The organism is Escherichia sp. AM3 (assembly GCF_032029835.1).
Classification (GTDB): Bacteria; Pseudomonadota; Gammaproteobacteria; order Enterobacterales; family Enterobacteriaceae; genus Escherichia; species Escherichia coli.
Genome location: NZ_JAVUPQ010000514.1, coordinates 1 through 580 on the forward strand (window position 1 = coordinate 1; position 580 = coordinate 580).

Consider the following 580-nt stretch of genomic DNA (forward strand, 5'->3'; position numbering starts at 1 on the left):
TTTTTGTCATGTGAGTCACCTCTGACTGAGAGTTTACTCACTTAGCCGCGTGTCCACTATTGCTGGGTAAGATCAGTGCCTGGCACACGCGTTTGATGGAAGACGGCGTTCAGGCAATGCGCGATTATCTTGCCGGACTGGATATCGCTTCGCCAGAGCATCAGGTTCTGATGAACGTAACAGCAAAAAGCGAGGTCGCTCCGTCAATTATCAAAGAAAATCTCTCATTACACTTAACTCATACGGTGAAATGGACTGAATCTCTCAATACATTTCTGAATATGCCAACCCCGGTAGCTTTCCTTGAAATAAGTAATAAGCCCTATTTGGGGAATATGTTAAATGATTTTGCTGGCGTGGATCAGCAACGAGTTATGCATTGTCGTAAAGCATTTAGTGATGCAAAGGTATTCAAATGATTCCTGATTATTTAACTTTTATTCGCTTTCAGGATAAACGAAATCTGATATACATTTATGCTATTGGACTTATTCTGATAGGCTTTTAGGTAATGACTCCAACTTATTGATAGTGTTTTATGTTCAGATAATGCCCGATGACTTTGTCATGCAGCTCCACC

General features: G+C 41.0%; 1 protein-coding gene and 2 pseudogenes. 2 read left to right on the top strand and 1 reads right to left on the bottom strand.

The annotated features are described in order from the left end of the window. Window positions 1-62: 62 nt before the first annotated feature. Together RTW80_RS26955 and RTW80_RS26960 are read left to right on the top strand one after the other, a co-directional pair. Window positions 63-419, top strand: a pseudogene (locus tag RTW80_RS26955) (ACP S-malonyltransferase); the annotation flags it as partial. After that, window positions 416-505: pseudogene (locus RTW80_RS26960) on the top strand (hypothetical protein); the annotation flags it as partial. The pseudogenes RTW80_RS26955 and RTW80_RS26960, both read left to right, overlap by 4 nt. Window positions 506-522: 17 nt before the next feature. Here the strand turns inward: RTW80_RS26960 and RTW80_RS31800 are convergent. Continuing rightward, window positions 523-579, bottom strand: a complete 57-nt coding sequence (locus RTW80_RS31800; protein WP_003032489.1) for an IS1 family transposase — start codon at window positions 577-579, stop codon at window positions 523-525. Window position 580: the final 1 nt, after the last annotated feature.